Source organism: Micromonospora mangrovicola (assembly GCF_047200535.1).
Classification (GTDB): domain Bacteria; phylum Actinomycetota; class Actinomycetes; order Mycobacteriales; family Micromonosporaceae; genus Micromonospora.
The window spans coordinates 1-17,719 of the sequence record NZ_JBJZOG010000067.1; the positions used below are offsets into that span (position 1 = coordinate 1).

At 72.6% G+C, this 17,719-nt stretch carries 20 protein-coding genes; 9 read left to right on the forward strand and 11 right to left on the reverse strand.

Annotation, left to right across the window (positions count from 1 at the left end):
* The 4 genes from ACL02O_RS23385 to ACL02O_RS23400 all read right to left on the reverse strand — a co-directional run.
* Positions 1–413: cation:proton antiporter domain-containing protein (locus ACL02O_RS23385; RefSeq protein WP_412820280.1), on the reverse strand; the 413-nt coding region annotated here is incomplete at its 3' end.
* Positions 414–450: 37 nt separating this feature from the next.
* Positions 451–1,416 (reverse strand): TIGR03885 family FMN-dependent LLM class oxidoreductase, encoded by a 966-nt coding sequence (locus tag ACL02O_RS23390; protein WP_412820281.1) that lies wholly within the window; start codon positions 1,414–1,416, stop codon positions 451–453.
* An 85-nt stretch (positions 1,417–1,501) separates the two neighbouring features.
* On the reverse strand, positions 1,502–2,914 hold the full coding sequence (locus tag ACL02O_RS23395; RefSeq protein ID WP_412820282.1) for an NADP-dependent succinic semialdehyde dehydrogenase: 1,413 nt from the start codon (positions 2,912–2,914) through the stop codon (positions 1,502–1,504).
* Between the two features lie 12 nt (positions 2,915–2,926).
* Complete coding sequence (locus ACL02O_RS23400; protein ID WP_412820283.1) at positions 2,927–3,190, reverse strand: DUF6343 family protein; 264 nt, start codon at positions 3,188–3,190, stop codon at positions 2,927–2,929.
* 197 nt (positions 3,191–3,387) lie between these two features.
* Here ACL02O_RS23400 and ACL02O_RS23405 point away from each other — a divergent pair, with 197 nt between their 5' ends.
* Complete coding sequence (locus ACL02O_RS23405) at positions 3,388–4,002, forward strand: antibiotic biosynthesis monooxygenase (protein ID WP_412820284.1); 615 nt, start codon at positions 3,388–3,390, stop codon at positions 4,000–4,002.
* A 113-nt stretch (positions 4,003–4,115) separates the two neighbouring features.
* Positions 4,116–4,961, forward strand: coding sequence for a GDSL-type esterase/lipase family protein (locus tag ACL02O_RS23410; RefSeq protein ID WP_412820285.1), 846 nt, complete (start codon positions 4,116–4,118; stop codon positions 4,959–4,961).
* A 6-nt stretch (positions 4,962–4,967) separates the two neighbouring features.
* Here ACL02O_RS23410 and ACL02O_RS23415 read toward each other — a convergent pair whose 3' ends face one another.
* From ACL02O_RS23415 to ACL02O_RS23425, 3 genes are all read right to left on the reverse strand, one after another.
* On the reverse strand, positions 4,968–5,705 hold the full coding sequence (locus ACL02O_RS23415) for a hypothetical protein (protein ID WP_412820286.1): 738 nt from the start codon (positions 5,703–5,705) through the stop codon (positions 4,968–4,970).
* 37 nt (positions 5,706–5,742) lie between these two features.
* Positions 5,743–5,889: a hypothetical protein gene (locus ACL02O_RS23420; RefSeq protein ID WP_412820287.1), complete on the reverse strand. Its 147-nt coding sequence runs from the start codon at positions 5,887–5,889 to the stop codon at positions 5,743–5,745.
* A 110-nt stretch (positions 5,890–5,999) separates the two neighbouring features.
* Complete coding sequence (locus tag ACL02O_RS23425; protein ID WP_412820288.1) at positions 6,000–6,884, reverse strand: peptidase M23; 885 nt, start codon at positions 6,882–6,884, stop codon at positions 6,000–6,002.
* A 435-nt stretch (positions 6,885–7,319) separates the two neighbouring features.
* Here ACL02O_RS23425 and ACL02O_RS23430 point away from each other — a divergent pair, with 435 nt between their 5' ends.
* The 3 genes from ACL02O_RS23430 (at position 7,320) to ACL02O_RS23440 (ending at position 9,642) form a co-directional block, all read left to right on the forward strand.
* Complete coding sequence (locus ACL02O_RS23430) at positions 7,320–8,240, forward strand: proteasome assembly chaperone family protein (protein ID WP_412820289.1); 921 nt, start codon at positions 7,320–7,322, stop codon at positions 8,238–8,240.
* Positions 8,241–8,478: 238 nt separating this feature from the next.
* Positions 8,479–9,276 (forward strand): exodeoxyribonuclease III, encoded by a 798-nt coding sequence (locus ACL02O_RS23435; protein WP_412820290.1) that lies wholly within the window; start codon positions 8,479–8,481, stop codon positions 9,274–9,276.
* A 45-nt stretch (positions 9,277–9,321) separates the two neighbouring features.
* Positions 9,322–9,642 (forward strand): antibiotic biosynthesis monooxygenase family protein, encoded by a 321-nt coding sequence (locus ACL02O_RS23440; RefSeq protein ID WP_412820291.1) that lies wholly within the window; start codon positions 9,322–9,324, stop codon positions 9,640–9,642.
* A gap of 5 nt (positions 9,643–9,647) precedes the next feature.
* On the opposite strand, the gene ACL02O_RS23445 is transcribed toward ACL02O_RS23440, so the two are convergent.
* Genes ACL02O_RS23445 through ACL02O_RS23455 form a run of 3 tightly spaced genes read right to left on the reverse strand, consistent with a single transcriptional unit; the run spans position 9,648 to position 11,402 of the window.
* Positions 9,648–10,040, reverse strand: a complete 393-nt coding sequence (locus tag ACL02O_RS23445; RefSeq protein WP_412820292.1) for a nuclear transport factor 2-like protein — start codon at positions 10,038–10,040, stop codon at positions 9,648–9,650.
* 55 nt (positions 10,041–10,095) lie between these two features.
* Positions 10,096–10,758, reverse strand: a complete 663-nt coding sequence (locus tag ACL02O_RS23450; protein WP_412820293.1) for a class F sortase — start codon at positions 10,756–10,758, stop codon at positions 10,096–10,098.
* An 8-nt stretch (positions 10,759–10,766) separates the two neighbouring features.
* The gene (locus tag ACL02O_RS23455) at positions 10,767–11,402 is read right to left on the reverse strand and encodes a hypothetical protein (RefSeq protein WP_412820294.1); all 636 of its coding nucleotides are present in this window, start codon (positions 11,400–11,402) and stop codon (positions 10,767–10,769) included.
* A 139-nt stretch (positions 11,403–11,541) separates the two neighbouring features.
* On the opposite strand from ACL02O_RS23455, the gene trmB reads away from it, so the two are divergent.
* From trmB to ACL02O_RS23475, 4 genes are all read left to right on the forward strand, one after another.
* Positions 11,542–12,246 carry a tRNA (guanosine(46)-N7)-methyltransferase TrmB gene (trmB, locus tag ACL02O_RS23460; RefSeq protein WP_412820295.1) on the forward strand — a complete coding sequence of 235 codons (705 nt, stop codon included), beginning with the start codon at positions 11,542–11,544 and terminating at the stop codon, positions 12,244–12,246.
* Positions 12,247–12,293: 47 nt separating this feature from the next.
* Positions 12,294–14,798, forward strand: coding sequence for a DEAD/DEAH box helicase (locus ACL02O_RS23465; RefSeq protein WP_412820296.1), 2,505 nt, complete (start codon positions 12,294–12,296; stop codon positions 14,796–14,798).
* Between the two features lie 120 nt (positions 14,799–14,918).
* The gene (locus ACL02O_RS23470) at positions 14,919–15,566 is read left to right on the forward strand and encodes a hypothetical protein (RefSeq protein WP_412820297.1); all 648 of its coding nucleotides are present in this window, start codon (positions 14,919–14,921) and stop codon (positions 15,564–15,566) included.
* A 187-nt stretch (positions 15,567–15,753) separates the two neighbouring features.
* On the forward strand, positions 15,754–16,620 hold the full coding sequence (locus ACL02O_RS23475; RefSeq protein WP_412820298.1) for an endonuclease domain-containing protein: 867 nt from the start codon (positions 15,754–15,756) through the stop codon (positions 16,618–16,620).
* Between the two features lie 125 nt (positions 16,621–16,745).
* On the opposite strand, the gene ACL02O_RS23480 is transcribed toward ACL02O_RS23475, so the two are convergent.
* Positions 16,746–17,690 carry an ABC transporter substrate-binding protein gene (locus tag ACL02O_RS23480; RefSeq protein ID WP_412820299.1) on the reverse strand — a complete coding sequence of 315 codons (945 nt, stop codon included), beginning with the start codon at positions 17,688–17,690 and terminating at the stop codon, positions 16,746–16,748.
* Positions 17,691–17,719: the final 29 nt, after the last annotated feature.

The following is a 17,719-nucleotide window of genomic DNA, read 5'->3' on the forward strand; positions in this document are numbered from 1 at the left end:
CCCCCCCCCCCCCCCCCCCCCCGTTCCCCCCCCCCCCCCCCCCCCCCCCCCCCCACCGCGCCCAGGGCCACGCAGATCGCGTACGGCAGGTGGGGCAGGAGCAGGTGCACGACGGTGCCCACCACGAACGCGGTGAAGATCACCAACCCGACGGCGAGCAGCAGGATCGGCCGCAGGTTGAGCCGGAACGCCGGCACCGAGGTCTCCAGGGCCGCCACGTAGAGCAGCGGCGGCAGGATGCCCACCAGCACCAGGTTGGGCTCCAGCCGCACGTGCGGGAACGCGGGGAGGAAGGACAGGCCGAGGCCGAGCACCACCAGCAGGATCGGGGCGAGCAGGCCGAGCTTGCGGGCCAGTGCCGCGCCGAACGTCGCGATCGCCAGGAAGACCACGACCTCGAACAGAGCGTCCATGGGGTACGAGCCTAGGCGGCCCCGGCTTCCGGCGTGATCAACCCGCGCTGCGCAGTTTCGGCAGCACCTCCGTGCCGAAGGTGTCGATGAAGGCCCGCTGCTCCTGACCGACGTGGTGCAGGGCGATCTGGTCGAAGCCCAGCGCCAGGTACTCCTCCAGCCAGCCGACGTGCCGGCCCAGGTCGGCGGAGACGTTCACCACGGAGGTGACCTTGTCCACCGGCACGTGCTCGCTGGCCACGTCGAAGTGGTCGGCCATCTCCAGGTCCCAGCAGACCGGCGGGGCGAAGACGTTGCTGCGCCACTGCTCGTGCGCGATCGCCTCGGCCTCGGTCTGCTCGGGCGCCCAGCTGACGTGCACCTGAAGGTGCAGCGGCCCGCGTCCGCCGGCGTCGCGGTAGGCGTCGACCATCCGGCGCAGGTGCTCGGTCGGGGCGTTGACGGTGATCAACCCGTCGGCCCATTCGGCGCACCAGCGCGCGGTCTCCTCGCTGACCGCCGCCCCGATCAGCGCGGGTGGTTGCTCGGGGCGGGTCCACAGCCGGGCCCGGTCCACGGTGACCAGGCCGTCGTGGCTGACCTCCTCGCCGGCGAGGAGCGCCCGGATCACGTCGACGCACTCGCGCAACCGGGCGTTGCGGACGTCCTTGCGGGGCCACGGCGCGCCGGTGATGTGCTCGTTGCTCGCCTCGCCGGTGCCCAGCGCGGTCCAGAACCGGCCCGGGTACATGGCGGCGAGGGTGCCGATGGCCTGCGCGATGATCGCCGGGTGGTAGCGCTGGCCGGGCGCGTTGACCACCCCGAAGGGCAGGTTGGTGGCCTGCAGCGCGGCACCGAGCCAGGACCAGGCGAAGCCGGAGTGGCCCTGCCGGGCGCTCCACGGCGAGAAGTGGTCCGAGGACATGGCGGCGTCGAAGCCGGCACGTTCGGCGTGGACCACCGCCTCCAGCAGGCGGGCCGGATGGATCTGCTCGTGGGAAGCGTGAAAGCCGAACACCGTCATGAATCCGTCTCCTACCCATGACGGTGGGGATGTAAGCAGGGGCCCCCGGTCGACGCCTCCGGTGGCGGAGGGCCCCTGCCGACAGCTACTCCGAGTGTGCCCCGGCGCCGGGGCCGGCCGCGCCCTCGCCGACCCAGACGGTCTTGGTGTTGCAGAACTCCCGCATGCCGAGGGCGGAGAGCTCGCGGCCGTAGCCGGAGTTCTTCACGCCGCCGAACGGCAGCTCCGGATAGGACGTGGTCATGCCGTTGATGAAGACGTTGCCGGCGGCCAGGTCGGTGGCGAACCGCTCCTGCTCGGCCGGGTCGGTGGTCCAGGCGTTGGAGCCGAGACCGAAGTCGGTGCCGTTGGCGACCTCGACCGCCTCCTCGTACGAGGACACCCGGTAGAGGCCGGCGACCGGCCCGAAGACCTCCTCGGACCACATCCGCATCCCCGGCCGCAGGTCGGTGACCACCGTCGGCGGATAGAACCAGCCGTCGCCGGCGGGCTTCTCGCCGCCGCACAGGATCGTGGCGCCGCTGTCGACGGCGTCCTGCACCTGCTCGTGCACCTCGTCCCGGCCCCGGTCGGTGGCCAGCGGGCCGACGTCGGTGCGCTCGTCCATCGGGTCGCCGACCCGCAGCGCCGACATCCGGGCGGCGAACTTCCCGGCGAAGGCGTCGAAGACGTCGGTGTGGACGATGAACCGCTTGGCGGCGATGCAGGACTGCCCGTTGTTCTGGCAGCGGGCGGTGGTGGCCACCTCGGCTGCCCGGTCCAGGTCGGCCGAGGGCATCACCACGAACGGGTCGCTGCCGCCGAGTTCCAGCACCGTCTTCTTCAGCTCCCGGCCGGCGCTCTGCGCGATCGATCGGCCGGCGCCCTCGCTGCCGGTGAGCGTGGCGGCGCGGACCCGGGGGTCGCTGATGATCCGGTCGACCGCGTCCGAGCCGACCAGCAGGGTGCTGAACGCGCCCTCGGGAAAGCCGGCGCGTCGGAACAGGTCCTCCAGGTAGAGGGCCGTCTGCGGCACGTTGGAGGCGTGCTTGAGCAGGCCGGTGTTGCCGGCCATCAGGGCCGGCGCGGCGAACCGCATGACCTGCCAGAGCGGAAAGTTCCACGGCATCACCGCGAGCACCGGCCCGAGCGGCTGGTAGCGGATGTAGGCACGTTTCGCCTTCACCGCGGCGGCGTCGGCGGGCTCGTCGGCGAGCATCCGCTCCGCGTTGGCGGCGTAGAAGCGGCAGGCGGTGGCGCACTTGGTCACCTCGGCCTTCGCCGCCGCGTACGTCTTGCCCATCTCGGTGGTCATCAGCCGGGCGGTCTCGTCGCGCTCGGCCTCCAGCAGGTCGGCGGCGGCGGTGAGCCACTGCCCGCGCTGGGCGATCGTGGTGCCGCGCAACTGCCGGAAGGCCAGGTCGGCCCGTTCGATGGCGGCGTCGACCTGCTCGTCCGACATCGGGTCGTACGTCTTGAGCACCTGTCCGGTGGCGGGATTGGTGGTGGCGATGGGCATCTCGTACTCCTGTCACTCGAACAGTGAGTGCCGCGCGCCCGGCTCCTCCCGGTGGCGGGCGGCGCGGCGGCGCTGGATGACGACCAGGTCGACCACGGCCACGGCGGCGAGGATCGCGCAGACGACGCCGAGCCAGGCCAGGTGGATCCAGAAGGCGACCACCGCGAAGACGGTCATGGTGACCAGCCCGAAGGTGGCGAGCGTGAGCCGCAGGTTCAGCGCGCTGTACGCGTGGCCGACCGTGCCACGGGCACGGCGGGGCTGTGATCGGGTCATTCCTCCGGGCTACCCCCGCTCGGGCGGGCCTAACCGGTCGCCCCGACCCCGCCGGCGCGACCGCCGTCCGGCCGTCCCGTCCCGGGCGGTGATCCGGGCCACCGGGTGGGTATGTCGTGGATGGTGCCGCCGGGTGGGTGCGTTACACCGGTCTGCCGCGACCGGACCGATCCCGGCGCCGGTGGAGAGGATGAGGAATGACCACGACCCAGGCGGTACCCGTCACCGTCGCCGTCGCACGGCGCGCCGACCCGGCGCGGACCGACGAGATGGTGGCGTGGATGCGGGCCGGAACGGCGCTGGCCGAGTCGTTCCCGGGCTTCCTCGGTGCCGGGTTCGTGCAGAGCGCTCCCGGGTCGCCCGAGTGGCACGTGATGTACCGCTTCGCCGACGCCGACACGCTGCGCCACTGGGAGGAGTCGCCGCAGCGGCACTGGTGGCTGAGCTCGGCGCAGGGCATCGTCGAGCACACCCGGATCGAGCGGCGGACCGGGATCGAGGGCTGGTTCGACCCGCCGGTGGACCATGTGGTCGAGACGTTCGCCGCGGGCGACGCGGAGCCCCCCGTGCCGGCCGCGCCGCCCCGCTGGAAGCAGGCGGTGACGATCTGGCTGGCGTTCTTTCCGCTGAGCCTCACCGCGACCCTGCTCACCGCCCGGTTCATCGCCGACGTCCCGCTGGCGGTGCGCACCCTGCTCATGACGCTGTGCCTGACCCCACTGATGACCTACCTGGTGCTGCCCCGGATCACCCGCGCGCTGCACTGGTGGCTGCACAGCCAGCCGGCGCCGTGGCGGCGGCAGCGCTTTTAACACGCGAATGTGACCGACGGTTGTCGATGCCGGAAAGTCGACAGAAGTCCCGCCGTCACGGTCGGTGTGCATAGGGTCGACGCGCTGCTGCACGCCGCCGGACGGGGGACCGAATGTCTCGACGTTGGGTCACCGCGTTGGCCTGCCTGGCGGCGCTGGTCGCGCTCGCCTGCGACGGCGCCGGCTCCGCGTCACCCCGGCCGTCGGCCGCCACGCGCCCCGACGACCCGGCGGTGCTGGCCGCGCTCGGCGACTCGATCACCACCGGATTCGGCTCCTGCCTGGTGTTGCTGAGCTGCGAACGCAACTCCTGGTCGACCGGGACCGGCATCCGGGTGGACAGCCACTACCGGCGCCTGCGCGAGCGCGACCCGGCGCTGCGGGCGACCAACCGCGCGGTACCCGGGGCGCGGGCCCAGGCCTTGACCGGGCAGGCGGCCGCGGCGGTCCGGGACCGGGCCGACTACGTCACGGTGCTGATCGGGGCGAACGACGCCTGCCACGGCGACGTCGACGCGATGACCCCGGTGGCCACCTTCCGCACCCAGGTCGACGCCGGACTGCGCACGCTGCGCCGGGGACGCCCGAAGACCCGGGTCCTGGTGGTCAGCATTCCCGACCTGTACCGGCTCTGGCGGGTCGGCCACACCGACAAGCGGGCGGTACGCGCCTGGGCGCACGGGGTCTGTCCGGCACTGCTGGCCGACGCGACCTCCACCGCCCCGGCCGCCGCGGCCCGGCGGACCCGGTTCCGGGACCGGATCGACGACTACAACGACCAGCTCCGGGCGGCCTGCCGGGCGTACGGGCCCCGCTGCCGGTGGGACGGCGGCGCGGTCCACCGGGCCCGGTTCGGCCTGGACCAGGTGAACAGCCTGGACTGGTTCCACCCGAACGCCTCCGGGCAGGACCGGCTCGCCGAGGTGAGCTGGGGCGTCGCGCGCTGGGTCGACGACTGACCGGGCTCAGGGGCGGCGCTGCTGCGGCAGGTTGGCCGGTCCGCCCCGGTAGAGGGCCCGGGCCCGTTCGGCGAGATCCTTGGTGGCCGAGGAGTTGGCCCAGGTGCCGAGGATGATCGCCGCACCGGGCACCACCTTGGCGAAGATCCGCTTCGCCGCGCGCACCCCGGCCATCCGGGCCAGCCGGACACCGAGCTGCACCATGACCCGGCCCAGCGGGCGTTCCCCGGCCATGCCGAAGAGCGCACCGGCGCGTTCCCGCCCGGCGGCGACCCCGAGGGCGAGCCGGGCGCTCTCGGCGACCTTGTGCACCCGCTGCAGCACCAGCAGGTCGGTGGCCCGGTCGGGGTGCACCGGATCGATGCCGTACGCGGCGGCCACGTGCAGCACCAGCCGGGCCTGGGTCCAGGCCAGCACCCCGATGTCGATCACCGCGCCCGGCAGCCCGGCCACGCCGGAGACCGCCCCGGAGAGTCGGGCGTGGTTGACGAACTTGCGGATCGCCTGGTCGGCCAGCTCCTCACCCGGAACGTCGGGCCGTTGTGCCCGCTCCCGGGCGGCCCACTGCGCCGCCTCCGGCCCGAGCCGGCGCACCGCCTCCAGCGCCAGGTGTTCCGGGGCGTACTGGGGGTCGTCCCGCATCCGGTCCCAGAGGGTGGCCGGCGGCGTCTCGGGGGCGTCCTGGGGCGCGGCCGGCTGCTGCGGGGCGGCGTTCCCGCCGTCGACGGGGGCGGAATCGGTCACGAGGGGCTCCCGGGGCTCGGACTGCGAAGCGTACGGGTCAGCGCCGGCGGCTGGACAGCCGGGTGGCGAGCCGCCGGAGCCGCTGCTGGTTCTCCGGCTTGGCCAGCTCCCGCCGGCCGCGTTCGACCAGCTGCTGGCCGCGCGGCGACCGCAGGAACACGCCGATCCGTTGCAGCACTGTCATGTCGTCCTCCCGTCCGCGGTCCCCTCCTGTGTACCCGGGGCCGGCAATCCTCCGGTACCCGGACCGCACGTCGGACAACCGTCCACGGTGGCCGCCGCCACCGAGCCGGGTCAGGCGAGGATGGCGTCGACGACCTCGGTGGCGCGCCACTCGTGCTGGGCGTACGCCCAGGGGAACGCGGAGACCTGCACCGCCTGGGCGGCGTCGGTGAGCGCCATGTTCTGCCACCCGGGGATCTGCAGCAGGGCGGTGAGGAACGCCTTGGTGGCGTAGTCCGGGTTCATCAGGTCGCGGACCGAGCCCCAGCCGCTGCTCGGCCGCTGCTGGAACAGCCCGACCGAGTCGTGGTCCCAGCCGATGGCCTGGTGCGGGTAGTTCTGCGACTCGGGCAGCACGCCGCTGGCGTAGTTGTAGAGGTTGCTCTCCTGCATCGCGGTGGCCACTGCGATCACCAGGCCGCGCCGTGGCACACCCATTTTCTGGCCGGCCTTGACGATGGCCTTGGCGTTGTCCATCTGGTCCTGGTCCAGCCCGGCCACCGGGACGATCCGCTTCGCCTTCGGCTTGGGCTTCGCCTTCGGCTTGGGCTTCTTGGTCGCCGTCGGTGTGGCGCTGGGGGTGGGGCTGGCGGTCGGGGTGGTCGGTACGGTCGCCTGGCGCGTCATGCCTCGGGAGGCGACGTCGAGCTCCGCCCGCTGGGCGACCTCCTGCTGCGACGGGGCGGGGCGGGTCGAGCTGCCGACCGTGCCGACCCCCACCTGGCTGAACCCGACCAGGCCCAGGCAGCAGGCCGCGCCGGCGGCGACCGCCAGCTTGGTCCGGCCGGGCCGGGCGGTGAGGGGGTTAGCGCGCCCGGTCAGGCGGGTACGCAGGGAACGCCGAGGGGTCGATGCCTCCACGGAGTCGTCTGACCGGACGGTGGAAGGGGTATCGTCCGAACGGTCAGTCGAGCCGTCGAGGCTGTGCTGGTCGTCGAGGGTGCCGTCGTCACGCATTCGACGAGGCTAGGCAGGAGGACTGCTGGTCACCCAGGGTGATCGAGTGGTCCTGGCCACAGTTCGCGCCCGGTGATCCGGACATCCCGGCCCGCCGACGTCACCGGCCGGACAGCCCTCGCCAACCGGGCCAACCTCCGGCGCGCCATGAGACGGGCCGCCCCGGGCAGGAACGGGATCGTCGGCACCGGTTGACACCGAGGTCCACTAACTCATCCGTTCGGTTGATTCACCCTTACTCCGTTCACCCGAAACCCCCGGCAAGATCAACGTATTCGCCCCGATCTGCACCCCAGCTTGATCGGGTTGTGATCATCCGATGGCCCCCGAATCGGGCCGTAACGGAATGGACCACGATGGCCGGTACGTTGGCCGAACGGAGGTGCCGTGCGCGCACGGCCCGCCGCACGCGCGTTTCCAGGGAGGTCCCAACCGGTGCTCGACCCACACGAGCTCTACGAACTCAGCGACGATCTGCCCGAACTCGGCCAACCGGTGCTGATCCAGGCGCTCACCGGCTTCGTCGACGCCGGCAGCGCCACCCGGCTCGCCCGGGAGCAGCTGCTCACCTCCCTGGAGGCGCAGCCCGTCGCCCGTTTCGACGTCGACCAGCTCTTCGACTACCGCTCCCGCCGCCCGGTGATGACCTTCGTCGAGGACCACTGGGCCGACTACGACGGGCCGGCCCTGGAGCTGCACCTGCTGCACGACGACGACGAGACCCCGTTCCTGCTGCTCACCGGCCCGGAACCGGACCTGCAGTGGGAGCGCTTCGTGGCCGCGGTCACCAGCCTCGCCAAGCGGCTCGACGTCCGGCTCACCGTCGGGCTCAACTCGATCCCGATGGCGGTCCCGCACACCCGGCCCAGCGGGGTCACCGCGCACGCCACCCGGCCCGAGCTGATCGCCGGCTACGAGCCCTGGCTGCAGCGGGTCCAGGTGCCCGGCAGCGTGGGCCACCTGCTGGAGTACCGCCTCGGCGAACAGGGCCGCGACGCCCTCGGTTTCGCCGCGCACGTGCCGCACTACGTCGCCCAGACGGAGTACCCGGCCGCCGCCGAGGCGCTGCTCGCCGCGGTGTCCCGCAGTACCGGGCTGCTGCTCCCCCACGACGGCCTGCGCAGCGCCGCCGAGGTGGTCCGGGTGGAGATCGACCGCCAGGTCGCCCAGACCGAGGAGGCCGCCACCCTGGTGCAGGCCCTGGAGGAGCAGTACGACGCGTTCGCCCGCGGCCGCGGGCAGAAGAACCTGCTGGCCGCCGAGACCGGGCCGCTGCCCACCGCCGACGAACTCGGCGCCGAGCTGGAACGCTTCCTCGCCGAGCAGACCCGGCCGGGCGACACCCCGGAACGCTGAGCACGGCGCGCGGTCGCGGGGCGGCGCGCCGTAGAGTGCGCCGTCGCGGGCGGCGTCGTCGCGGATTGCGGCAATCGGTGGTGTGCCACGCCGGGGAGCGGCCCGGATGCCGCATCTCGCGTCGCTTCCCGGCGGCGGGCGGCGGCCGGCGCGCGACCGGTCATCGCGCCGAACGGTGGGTGGCGGCAGCCGGCGCGGCCGGTCGGCGCGCGGCGGCGGGATGGGGCAGGCTGGACACATGCGCCTGGCGACCTGGAACGTCAACTCGGTGAAGGCCCGCCTGCCCCGGCTGCTCGACTGGCTGGCCACCACGAAGCCCGACGTCGTCTGCCTGCAGGAGACCAAGTGCCCCGACGGGGCGTTCCCGGTCGCCGAGGTGGGCGAGCTCGGCTACGAGGCGGCCAGTCACAGCGACGGCCGGTGGAACGGGGTCGCCATCCTGTCCCGGGTCGGGCTGGCCGACGTCGCGGTCGGCTTCCCGGCCGAGCCGGGCTTCCCCGAGCCGGAGGCGCGGGCCATCTCCGCCACCTGCGACGGGATGCGGGTCTGGTCGGTCTACGTGCCGAACGGCCGGGCCCCCGACGACCCGCACTACGCGTACAAGCTGGCCTGGTTGGCGGCGCTGCGCGACGCGCTGGACCCGGAGCTGGCCACCGGGCTGCCCCTGGCGGTGTGCGGGGACTTCAACGTCGCCCCGACCGACGCCGACGTCTGGGATCCCGCGCTCTTCGTCGCCTCCACCCATGTCACCCCGGCCGAGCGGACGGCGCTGGCCGCGCTGCGGGATCTGGGACTCAGCGACGTGGTGCCCACCCCGATGAAGGGCCCGCACCCGTTCACCTACTGGGACTACCGGGCCGGCATGTTCCACCAGAACAAGGGCATGCGGATCGATCTGGTGTACGCGTCCGCGCCGTTCGCCCGCGCGGTCCGCGCGGCGTACGTGGACCGCGAGGCCCGCAAGGGCAAGGGCCCGTCCGACCACGCCCCGATCGTGGTCGACGCCGACCTGGTGCCGGCCGTCGAGGGGTTCTGAGCGGCGGGCCGGCCGGGACCCGGTCGGCTCGTTAGGGTGAGAGCCATGGCAGTCGTGAAGATCAACGCAATCGACGTCCCGCCCGGTGCCGGCGAGGAGCTGGAGAAGCGGTTCGCCGCCCGGGCCGGCGCGGTGGAGAACTCTCCCGGCTTCCTCGGCTTCGAGCTGCTCCGCCCGGTAGGCGGGGAGAGCCGCTACTTCGTCTACACCCGCTGGGAGTCGGAGGAGGCGTACCAGGCGTGGGCGCAGGGGCCGTCCCGGGCCGCGCACGCCGGCGGCGAGGGCGGTGAGCCGCGCAAGCCGGTCTCCACCGGGGCGACGCTGCTGGAGTTCGAGGTCGTTCAGCAGGTGCCCGGCCGCGGCTGAGCCGGTCAGCTGGCGGTCAGCTCATCGGACGCCGGCCAGACCCCGCCCGACGGCATGTCCAGCCGTTCCCCGAGCTCTCGCCGCCAGTCGGGGGCGGTGAAGGGTTCGCCCCAGTAGTCGGTCACCCGGACCGCCGCGCCGTCGCGCAGTTCGGCGACCGAGACGTTGCGGAAGATCCGACCGTCGCCGTAGTCGTTGCTCCACTCGACGATCAGGGTGTCTCCGCACGTGTGCCGCCGCCCGACGGCGAGCCGCAGCCCGACGAAGTGCGACTCCACCTCCGCGATCCGGGCGCGACCCCGGATCAGCTCACCGGACTGCGGCCACTGCCGCACCGCGTCCGCCGCCAGCGGTACGCCGAGGATTCGCTCCAGTCGTGTGTTCGCGTCGTCACCCACTCCTGGGACCTTACTGACAAACTGCACCAAACGGGCGAGATCTCCTCGTCGCCGGTCACGGAGTGCGAACGTCGACCAGGGACGCGAACACGATCACGTTGTCCTGGTAGCCGGTCCGGCCGCCGACCCAGTCCCCGCCACAGGTGATCAGCCGCAGCCCCGGCGGCCCCTCCTCGCCGTAGACCCGGCCGGCGGGGAGGTTGGCCTTGTCGAAGTACTCCACGCTGTCGACCTTGAAGGTGACCACGCTCCGGTCCGACCGGGTGACCGCGATCCGGTTCCCCGGCTTCAACTCGTGCAGGTGGTAGAAGACCGCCGGGCCGCTCTTGGTGTCCACGTGCCCGACGATGATCGCCCGGCCCGGCTCGCCCGGGACCGCGCCGCGGTCGTACCAGCCGGTCTGGTTGTGCTGCCGCACCGGCGGGACGTCCACCGAGCCGTCCTTTGCCTGGCCGACCGGGGTGATCGGTGCGGTCACCTTGATCGCCGGCATCGAGAGGCTCACCGGCCGGGTGGCCGGCGTCCGCGCGGGCGCGGCGGCGCGCGGCGTCGAGCCGGTCGACGCGTCGGTCCAGTCGAACGGGCCGACGGTCCGGCCCAGCCCGGCCCCGGTGGCGAAGACCCCGACCAGGACCAGCAGGACCGCGAGCGGGGTGGACCACGGGCTGCGGCCACGGGCCGCCCGGGTGGGCGGCGGGGAGGCGGGCTGCGCGGCCATGGCGGGGTTCAGCGGCGGGCGGCGCCGCGGACGGTACGGGGCCGACGGGAGGCCGCCACGCCGACGACCGCCCCGGCCACGGTGAGCGCCAGGCCGACCGGCACGAGCAGGCCACCCAGGCCGATCCCGGCGGTGCCGCCGAAACCGGTCGCCGGCCCGCGGCTGGGCTGCGGATCGGGGGTCGATGCCGCCTGCTTCACCACCTGCAGCATGGTCGAGGCGGTCTGCCCGCTGGGGCACTCCAGCTTGACCCGGTAGTCGCCGGGGCGGGTGCGCTCCTTGACCATCGGCGAGGCGGTGAGCAGACCCCGCTGCGGCTGCACCTGGATCCGGCCGAACGCGTCCGAGACCACGGTCGCCGGGATCGAGTTGTCCCGGCAACTGGCCCGGATGCCCACCAGGAAGCCGGGCTCGACGGTGCTCGGGGTGACCTCGACGAAGATCATGTCGGCGGGTGGCGGGGGCTCCGTGGCACCGGGCGCCGGCTCGATGAGGGGCCGCGCGGCCTGGGCGGGCCCGATCGGCAGCGCGGCAGGCGGGCCGGCGGCGGGGCGCGGGACGGCCGGCGCCGGGGCCGCGCCGACCAACGGGGCGCAGGCGCCGACGGCGATCAGCAGCGCCGCGCGTCGCGTGACTGACACCATGCCCCCTCCCGGCGCCGTCGGCGGGTATCGGCGGTGTCGGGCGGCGGGCCACCCGTCCTGCCGTACGGGATGAATCCTCTCACCCCCGGCCGTGCAGCACATCCGATCCGCACCGCCGGTCGCGTACGCTCGGGTCGCTGTGACCTCCACCGACCTGAGTGCCGCCCCGCCGGCCCACGCCTCCCGCATCCGCACCTTCCATCCGCGTCGCGGTCGGATGAGCGACCGGCAGCGCGACGCGCTGGCCCGGCTCTGGCCCGCGTACGGGCTGGAGATCGCCGACCTCGACGGGCCGTTCGATCCGACGGCGCTGTTCGACCGGCGGGCGCCGCTGGTGCTGGAGATCGGCTCCGGCATGGGCGACGCCACCGCCGCGATGGCGGCGGCCGACCCGGACCGACACTATCTGGCGGTCGAGGTGCACACGCCCGGAATCGCCAACCTGCTGGAGCTGGTCGAACGGCACGGGCTGACCAACGTCCGGATGGCCTCCGGCGACGCGCTGGACCTGGTCCGGGCCATGCCGGAGGGCTGCCTGGACGCGGTGCACGTCTTCTTCCCCGACCCGTGGCCCAAGGCGCGCCACCACAAGCGTCGGATCATCCAGCCGACGCACGTGGCGCTGCTGCGCTCCCGGCTGACCCCCGGTGGGACGTTGCACTGTGCCACCGACTGGGCCGAGTACGCCGGCTCGATGCGGGAGACGCTGACCGCCGACCCCGAGCTGGTGGACGTGCACGGCGGCTTCGCGCCGCGGCCGGAGCACCGGCCGGTGACCAAGTTCGAGCGGCGCGCGCTGACCGCCGGACGGGAAATCTTCGACCTGATCCACCGGCGGCGCTGAACCCGGTTGGCGCGGCGGCCCATGATCCAGGCACGATGGGAGCCGCCATGACACTCACCGCCGCGCTGCCGAAGAGCGCCGACCCCGACACCCTCTACGACGCGTTCGCCGGCTGGGCGTCCGAGCGCGGTCTCGACCTCTACCCCCACCAGGAGGAGGCGGTCATCGAGATCGTCTCCGGCGCGAACGTGATCATGAATACGCCGACCGGCTCCGGGAAGAGCCTGGTGGCGATCGCCGCGCACTTCGCGGCCCTGGCCGACGACCGGACGACCTTCTACACCGCGCCGATCAAGGCCCTGGTATCCGAGAAGTTCTTCGCCCTCTGCGAGGTCTTCGGCGCGGAGAACGTCGGCATGCTCACCGGCGACGCCAGCGTCAACGCCGACGCCCCGATCATCTGCTGCACGGCGGAGATCCTGGCGAACCTGGCGTTGCGCGAGGGTGCCCGGGCCGACGTCGGCCAGGTGATCATGGACGAGTTCCACTTCTACGCCGAGCCCGACCGGGGCTGGGCCTGGCAGGTGCCGCTGATCGAGCTGCCGCAGGCGCAGTTCGTCCTGATGTCCGCCACGCTCGGCGACACCACCCGCTTCGTCGACGACCTGACCCGGCGCACCGGGCGGCCGACCGCCGTCGTCCGCTCGGCCGAGCGGCCGGTCCCGCTGCTCTTCTCGTACGCGATGACGCCGCTGCACGAGACCCTGGAGGAGCTGCTGGAGACCAAGCAGGCGCCGATCTACGTCGTGCACTTCACCCAGGCCGCCGCGCTGGAACGCGCCCAGGCGCTGATGAGCGTCAACGTCTGCACCCGGGCCGAGAAGGACATGATCGCGAGCGCGATCGGCAACTTCCGGTTCACCTCCGGCTTCGGCAAGACGCTGTCCCGGCTGGTCCGGCACGGCATCGGCGTGCACCACGCCGGCATGCTGCCCAAGTACCGCCGCCTGGTGGAGACCCTGGCCCAGGCTGGGCTACTCAAGGTCATCTGCGGCACCGACACCCTCGGCGTCGGCATCAACGTGCCGATCCGCACCGTGCTCTTCACCGGCCTGTCGAAGTTCGACGGCACCCGGACCCGGCTGCTCAAGGCCCGGGAGTTCCACCAGATCGCCGGCCGGGCCGGGCGCGCCGGCTTCGACACCCTCGGCCGGGTCGTGGTGCAGGCCCCGGAGCACGTCATCGAGAACGAGAAGGCCCTGGCCAAGGCCGGCGACGACCCGAAGAAGCGGCGCAAGGTGGTGAAGAAGAAGCCGCCGGAGGGCTCGATCGGCTGGGGTGAGCCGACCTTCCAGCGCCTCGTCGAGGCCGAGCCGGAGCCGCTGACGTCCAGCTTCCAGGTCAGCCACTCGATGCTGCTCAACGTGATCGGCCGCCCCGGCGACGCGTTCGCCGCGATGCGGCACCTGCTCACCGACAACCACGAGGACCGGGCCGCGCAGCGCCGGCACATCCGCCGGGCCATCGCCATCTACCGGGCGCTGAAGGCCGGCGGGGTCGTCGAGGAGCTGCCCGAGCCGGACGAGCAGGGCCGCCGGGTCCGGCTCACCGTCGACCTGCAGCTCGACTTCGCGCTCAACCAGCCGCTGTCGCCGCTCGCCCTGGCCGCCATCGAGCTGCTCGACACCGAGTCGCCGTCCTACGCGCTCGACGTGCTCAGCGTGATCGAGTCGATCCTGGACGATCCCCGGCAGATCCTCTCCGCCCAGCAGTTCAAGGCGCGCGGCGAGGCGGTCGCCGCGATGAAGGCCGAGGGCATCGAGTACGAGGCCCGCCTCGAACTGCTCGACGAGGTGACCTGGCCCAAGCCCCTGGCGGAGCTGCTGGAGAACGCGTACGAGATGTACCGGCAGGGCCACCCGTGGGTCGCCGACCATCAGCTCTCCCCCAAGTCCGTGGTCCGGGACATGTACGAGCGGGCGATGACCTTCCCGGAGTACGTGCAGTTCTACGGGCTGTCCCGGTCCGAGGGCCTGGTGCTGCGCTACCTCGCGGACGCGTACAAGACGCTGCGCCAGACCGTGCCCGAGGACGCCAAGACGGACGACCTGGCCGACCTCATCGAGTGGCTGGGCGAACTGGTCCGCCAGGTCGACTCCAGCCTCATCGACGAGTGGGAGCGGCTGCGCAACCCGTCCGACGTCGCGGAGGTCGCGGCCTCGCTGGACGACCGGCCGCCGGCGGTCACCCGCAACGCCCGGGCGTTCCGGGTGCTGGTCCGCAACGCGCTGTTCCGCCGCGTCGAGCTGGCCGCCCTGCGCCGCTGGGATCTCCTCGGGGAACTGGACGCCGAGAACGGGTGGGACGCGGACGCCTGGGCGGACGCGGTGGAGCCGTACTTCGAGACGTACGACTCGATCGGGGTGGGGCCGGACGCCCGCGGCCCGGCGCTGCTCGTGATCGAGCAGGGCCGGGAGAAGTGGACCGTGCGGCAGATCCTCGACGACCCGGAGGGCGACCACGACTGGGGCATCAGCGCCGAGGTCGACCTGGCCGCCTCCGACGAGACGGGAGCGGCGGTCGTCCGGATCACCGACGTCGGACAACTGTAGAACATTTGTTCGAAGGGTCGCCCGGGATGTCCGGGCGGCCCTTTTTGCACCCTGGGCGATGTCAGCGCCGTCGATTAGAATGTATGTACTAATCGGGCCTCTTGAACTGGGAGGATGCTCGTGACCGCGCCCACCTCCACCGCCCCGCTCACTCCCTACGCGACCCTGCTCGGGTTCGCCCGGTACGTGGACCGCACCGGGCCCACCAAGGCCACCTTCGTCGGGGGCCTGCGCAAGCAGCGGGCGAGCCGGCACGGCTTCAACCCGCACGGCCAGTTCGTCAAGGCACTCAAGGCGGATGTCGCCTTCCACACCGGCGGCACCCACCTCGCCCAGGTCGCCGACCTGGTCAAGCCCCGCTGGCGCCCGCTCTACGAGGCCCTCGTCCCCGGCGCGACGACCTGGCTGCACTCGCTCGGCGATCCGATGGGCCTCGACCTGGCGCAGACCCGCGACGCCCTCGCCATGCTGGGCGACCTTCCCGTCAAGATCAACCCGCACTTCGGCGTCCGGTACGCCGACGGCCGCGCCGAGGCGGTCCGCCTGCACTTCGACGAGGCGCCGCCGAGCGAGGAGGCCACCCTGGCCACGCTGCACCTGATGGCCCGGCACATGGACGCGGTCCTGCCGCACGCCGAGCCGGTCCTGGTCGACGTCCGCCGCGGCGAGTCCCACCGCATGCCGGCCGACGCCAAGCCGGCGCAGGTCGAGCAGTGGCTGGCCGGCGAGGCCGCCGCCTTCCGCGCCATCTGGTCCACCGCCGCCTGACCCACCCCCACCTTCCACGCCTCAAGCGCGCTAATTCACGGAAATAGTGGCTACCCGGCGCCGGGTAGCCACTATTTCCGTGAAAGCGCGGAGCGGCGGGTCGGGGTTGTCCACAGGGGGTTACGCGGCGGAGGCGGGGTGGGCAGGGTGAGGGGTGTCTCGCAATCCTCGTCGGCCGGCCGAACTTGTGGGCAAGGTCTTCTTCGCACGGGAGGCGGTCCATCGTGGACTGCTCACCAGAAACGACCTGCGGAGCAGTGCGTGGCGGCAACTCTTCCACAACGTGTACGCCGATGCCCGCCTGGAGATCTCGCATCTCACCCGCTGTCGGGCCGCGGCGTCGTGGCTGTTCCCGCCCGGCTGCGCCATCGCCGGCCGGTCCGCGGTCGCGGTCCTCGGCGGGCCGCAGCCCGGTCCCGACGAGCCCGTCGAGGTTCTCGTGGAACCGTCGGCCCGGTTCGGACCCGTTGCTGGCCTGCGCATCCACGTCGCAAAGTGGCAGGAGGGGGAGGTGGTGCGGGTCGCCCGGGTGCCGGTCACCTCGGCAACCCGCACCTGCTGGGACCTCGCCTACTGGCTGGACCTCGTTGAGGCTGTCGCGCACGTCGACGCGTTGGTGCACCAGGGCGCCGCCCAACCTGCCGAACTCGCCGCGTACCTGAGGCGGCGCCAAGGGGACCGGGGTGCTAGGCGCTTCGCCGAAGTGCTGAGCCTCGTGGACGGTGGAGCGGAATCACCGCCGGAGTCACGACTGCGGGTACGACTCATCCGCGCCGGCCTTCCTCGGCCCGTAACCCAGCACGTCATCGAGCGGCACGGCCGTTTCGTGGCGAGGGTGGATCTGGCGTGGCCGGACCTGAAGGTGGCCGTCGAATACGACGGACTGTGGCATCACGATCCCGACCAGTTCCACCGTGACCGACAGCGCCTGAATCAGATCCTGGGCGACGACTGGATCGTCCTGCACGTCACGAGCAGACGCATGGCCGAGGACTTCGAGGGCATCCTCGCCGAGATCCGCACCGCCCTCTCGGCCCGCAGCCAACGCCCCTGACTCCCCTGCCACGCACAACCCACGCCGCCCGAGCGCAGGTTCACGGAAAGAGTGGCCATTTCACGTCGGATGGCCACTCTTTCCGTGAGTTAGCGCGGACCAGGGGCGGGGGCGCGGCGTGGAGGTCAGGCGGGGAGGTGCTGTTCGAGGTCGTCGAGGATCTTGTTGGCGGCGGTGACGCCGATGCCGGTCATCCAGGTCTCGTCGGAGACGACGTGGGCCTTGCCGGCCTTGACCGCGGAGAGGCCCTGCCACAGGGCGCCCGCGGACACCTTGGCCTGCTCGCCGGCGGCCTTCTCGCCGTACGCGGTCACGAAGATGACGTCGCCGTCGACCTCGTCGACCCGCTCGGGGCTGACCAGGTCGAAGCGCTTGTCCTCCTTGCCGTCGAGGCGCTGCCGCTCGGGCCGGCCCAGGCCGGTGTCGCCGATGACGATGCCGGAGAACGAGTCCGGCCCGTACACCCGGATGTTGCCGGGGATGAAGCGCACGATGGAGATCTTCCGGCCGGCGGCGTCACCGAGCGAGGCGCCGAACTCCCTGGCCCGCTTCTCGTACGCGGCGAGCAGGTCGCGAGCCTGCTGCTCCCGGCCGAGCGCCTTGCCGTCGAGAAGGAAGTTCTCCTTCCAGGTGATGCCCACCTTCTCGGTGAAGACGGTCGGCGCGATGGCGGACAGCTCGTCGTAGAACTTCTCCTGGCGGAACCGGCTGCCGAGGATCAGGTCCGGCTTGAGCGCGGTGATCGCCTCCAGGTCGGGCTCGGTGAGCACGCCGACCTCCTTGATGCCGGCGAGCTTCTCCGGGCCGAAGTAGGTGGGCCAGCTCCTCGCCTCGCCGGCGGTCGCCGCGCCGACCGGCGTGACGCCGAGCGAGAGCGCAGTGTCGATCTTGTCGGTGTCGAGCACCACCACGCGCTTCGGCGCGGCGGGCACCTTGGTGGCGCCCATCGCGTGGGTGATCTCCCGGGTCTGGCCGGTGGCGGTGCCGGCGGCGGGGTCGCTCTTCCCACAGGCGGTGAGGCCGACGCCGAGGGCGAGGGCCGCGGTGAGGGCGGCGGCGAGTCGACGCATCAGTGTCCTTTCGAACGGTACGGGTCGGC

Excerpts from the sequence above, each read along its gene's own strand:
- ACL02O_RS23440 (WP_412820291.1), top strand. The coding sequence starts at position 9,322 with ATGGCAGTCGTGAAGATCAACGCAATCGACGTCCCGCCCGGTGCCGGC.
- ACL02O_RS23400 (WP_412820283.1), bottom strand. The coding sequence starts at position 3,190 with ATGACCCGATCACAGCCCCGCCGTGCCCGTGGCACGGTCGGCCACGCG.
- ACL02O_RS23450 (WP_412820293.1), bottom strand. The coding sequence starts at position 10,758 with ATGGCCGCGCAGCCCGCCTCCCCGCCGCCCACCCGGGCGGCCCGTGGC.
- ACL02O_RS23455 (WP_412820294.1), bottom strand. The coding sequence starts at position 11,402 with ATGGTGTCAGTCACGCGACGCGCGGCGCTGCTGATCGCCGTCGGCGCC.
- ACL02O_RS23465 (WP_412820296.1), top strand. The coding sequence starts at position 12,294 with ATGACACTCACCGCCGCGCTGCCGAAGAGCGCCGACCCCGACACCCTC.
- ACL02O_RS23435 (WP_412820290.1), top strand. The coding sequence starts at position 8,479 with ATGCGCCTGGCGACCTGGAACGTCAACTCGGTGAAGGCCCGCCTGCCC.
- ACL02O_RS23390 (WP_412820281.1), bottom strand. The coding sequence starts at position 1,416 with ATGACGGTGTTCGGCTTTCACGCTTCCCACGAGCAGATCCATCCGGCC.
- ACL02O_RS23410 (WP_412820285.1), top strand. The coding sequence starts at position 4,116 with ATGTCTCGACGTTGGGTCACCGCGTTGGCCTGCCTGGCGGCGCTGGTC.
- ACL02O_RS23480 (WP_412820299.1), bottom strand. The coding sequence starts at position 17,690 with ATGCGTCGACTCGCCGCCGCCCTCACCGCGGCCCTCGCCCTCGGCGTC.
- ACL02O_RS23405 (WP_412820284.1), top strand. The coding sequence starts at position 3,388 with ATGACCACGACCCAGGCGGTACCCGTCACCGTCGCCGTCGCACGGCGC.
- ACL02O_RS23425 (WP_412820288.1), bottom strand. The coding sequence starts at position 6,884 with ATGCGTGACGACGGCACCCTCGACGACCAGCACAGCCTCGACGGCTCG.
- ACL02O_RS23395 (WP_412820282.1), bottom strand. The coding sequence starts at position 2,914 with ATGCCCATCGCCACCACCAATCCCGCCACCGGACAGGTGCTCAAGACG.
- ACL02O_RS23420 (WP_412820287.1), bottom strand. The coding sequence starts at position 5,889 with ATGACAGTGCTGCAACGGATCGGCGTGTTCCTGCGGTCGCCGCGCGGC.